Below are 3,212 nucleotides of genomic sequence, written 5' to 3'. Positions count from 1 at the left end.
AAGCAAAACCGAGTGAATAAGAGTTTTAAATAAGCTTGAATTCAAAAAGAAATAATCGCTAGTGTTCGAAAGAACACTCACAGATTAATAACATTTTGGGTTTTCAACCGACGGTTGTCGAGTTGGAAAGCAAATAGATTAAGTTATTAAGGGCGCACGGTGAATGCCTTGGCACTAGAAGCCGATGAAGGACGTTACTAACGACGATATGCTTTGGGGAGCTGTAAGTAAGCTGTGATCCAAAGATTTCCGAATGGGGGAACCCAATACGAGTTATGTCGTATTATCGATGCGTAAATACATAGCGTATCGAAGGTAGACGCGGAGAACTGAAACATCTTAGTACCCGCAGGAAGAGAAAGAAAATTCGATTCCCTGAGTAGCGGCGAGCGAAACGGGAATAGCCCAAACCAACGAGCTTGCTTGTTGGGGTTGTAGGACGCTCTATACGGAGTTACAAAGGAATAGATTAGACGAATCATCTGGAAAGATGAATCAAAGAAGGTAATAATCCTGTAGTCGAAAATCTGTTCTCTCTTGAGTGGATCCTGAGTACGACGGAACACGAGAAATTCCGTCGGAATCCGGGAGGACCATCTCCCAAGGCTAAATACTCTCTAGTGACCGATAGTGAACCAGTACCGTGAGGGAAAGGTGAAAAGTACCCCGGAAGGGGAGTGAAATAGAACTTGAAACCGTGTGCTTACAAGTAGTCAGAGCCCGTTAATGGGTGATGGCGTGCCTTTTGTAGAATGAACCGGCGAGTTACGATTTGATGCAAGGTTAAGCAGTGAATGTGGAGCCGTAGCGAAAGCGAGTCTGAATAGGGCGTTGAGTATTTGGTCGTAGACCCGAAACCAGGTGATCTACCCTTGACCAGGTTGAAGTTCAGGTAACACTGAATGGAGGACCGAACCGACTTACGTTGAAAAGTGAGCGGATGAGTTGAGGGTAGCGGAGAAATTCCAATCGAACCTGGAGATAGCTGGTTCTCTCCGAAATAGCTTTAGGGCTAGCCTCAAGTGATGATTATTGGAGGTAGAGCACTGTTTGGACGAGGGGCCCTTCTCGGGTTACCGAATTCAGACAAACTCCGAATGCCAATCAATTTAACTTGGGAGTCAGAACGCGGGTGATAAGGTCCGTGTTCGAAAGGGAAACAGCCCAGACCACCAGCTAAGGTCCCAAAATATATGTTAAGTGGAAAAGGATGTGGCGTTGCCCAGACAACTAGTATGTTGGCTTAGAAGCAGCCATCATTTAAAGAGTGCGTAATAGCTCACTAGTCGAGTGACACTGCGCCGAAAATGTACCGGGGCTAAACATATTACCGAAGCTGTGGATTGTCCGTAGGACAATGGTAGGAGAGCGTTCTAAGGGCGTTGAAGCATGATCGCAAGGACATGTGGAGCGCTTAGAAGTGAGAATGCCGGTGTGAGTAGCGAAAGACGGGTGAGAATCCCGTCCACCGATTGACTAAGGTTTCCAGAGGAAGGCTCGTCCGCTCTGGGTTAGTCGGGTCCTAAGCTGAGGCCGATAGGCGTAGGCGATGGATAACAGGTTGATATTCCTGTACCACCATAATTCGTTTTAAGCGATGGGGGGACGCAGTAGGATAGGCGAAGCGTACGATTGGATTGTACGTCCAAGCAGTAAGACTGAGTGTTAGGCAAATCCGGCACTCTTAAGGTCAAGCTGTGATGGGGAGAGGAAATTGTTTCCTCGAGTCGTTGATTTCACACTGCCGAGAAAAGCCTCTAGCTAGATTTATGGTGCCCGTACCGCAAACCGACACAGGTAGTCAAGATGAGAATTCTAAGGTGAGCGAGCGAACTCTCGTTAAGGAACTCGGCAAAATGACCCCGTAACTTCGGGAGAAGGGGTGCTCTTTAGGGTTAACGCCCAGGAGAGCCGCAGTGAATAGGCCCAAGCGACTGTTTATCAAAAACACAGGTCTCTGCTAAACCGTAAGGTGATGTATAGGGGCTGACGCCTGCCCGGTGCTGGAAGGTTAAGAGGAGTGGTTAGCTTCTGCGAAGCTACGAATCGAAGCCCCAGTAAACGGCGGCCGTAACTATAACGGTCCTAAGGTAGCGAAATTCCTTGTCGGGTAAGTTCCGACCCGCACGAAAGGCGTAACGATTTGGGCACTGTCTCAACGAGAGACTCGGTGAAATCATAGTACCTGTGAAGATGCAGGTTACCCGCGACAGGACGGAAAGACCCCGTGGAGCTTTACTGTAGTCTGATATTGAAATTCGGTACAGCTTGTACAGGATAGGTAGGAGCCTTAGATACGTGAGCGCTAGCTTACGTGGAGGCGCTGGTGGGATACTACCCTCGCTGTATTGGATTTCTAACCCGCACCATTTATCATGGTGGGAGACAGTGTCAGATGGACAGTTTGACTGGGGCGGTCGCCTCCTAAAGAGTAACGGAGGCGCTCAAAGGTTTCCTCAGAATGGTTGGAAATCATTCATAGAGTGTAAAGGCACAAGGAAGCTTGACTGCGAGACTTACAAGTCGAGCAGGGTCGAAAGACGGACTTAGTGATCCGGTGGTTCCGCATGGAAGGGCCATCGCTCAACGGATAAAAGCTACCCCGGGGATAACAGGCTTATCTCCCCCAAGAGTTCACATCGACGGGGAGGTTTGGCACCTCGATGTCGGCTCATCGCATCCTGGGGCTGTAGTCGGTCCCAAGGGTTGGGCTGTTCGCCCATTAAAGCGGTACGCGAGCTGGGTTCAGAACGTCGTGAGACAGTTCGGTCCCTATCCGTCGTGGGCGTAGGAAATTTGAGAGGAGCTGTCCTTAGTACGAGAGGACCGGGATGGACATACCTCTGGTGTACCAGTTGTCGTGCCAACGGCATCGCTGGGTAGCTATGTATGGACGGGATAAGTGCTGAAAGCATCTAAGCATGAAGCCCCCCTCAAGATGAGATTTCCCAACTTCGGTTATAAGATCCCTCAAAGATGATGAGGTTAATAGGTTCGAGGTGGAAGCATAGCGATATGTGGAGCTGACGAATACTAATCGATCGAAGACTTAATCAAATTTAAATGTTTTGTTTGTAGAACTAAAATTTACTTACTATCTAGTTTTGAATGTATAATGATTTATACATCAACTTGTCTGGTGACTATAGCAAGGAGGTCACACCTGTTCCCATGCCGAACACAGAAGTTAAGCTCCTTAGCGCCGATGGTAG

General features: G+C 48.5%; 2 rRNA genes. Both read left to right on the top strand.

What is annotated here, in order from left to right:
• Positions 1 to 136: 136 nt before the first annotated feature.
• Positions 137 to 3,057, top strand: a 23S ribosomal RNA gene (locus KA894_RS14405).
• A gap of 78 nt (positions 3,058 to 3,135) precedes the next feature.
• Positions 3,136 to 3,212, top strand: a 5S ribosomal RNA gene (gene rrf / locus KA894_RS14400); the annotation flags it as partial.

The sequence above is a fragment of the Staphylococcus sp. GDY8P131P genome (assembly GCF_017891975.1).
GTDB lineage: Bacteria > Bacillota > Bacilli > Staphylococcales > Staphylococcaceae > Staphylococcus > Staphylococcus nepalensis.
This window is presented reverse-complemented; position numbering and strand designations above follow the sequence as displayed.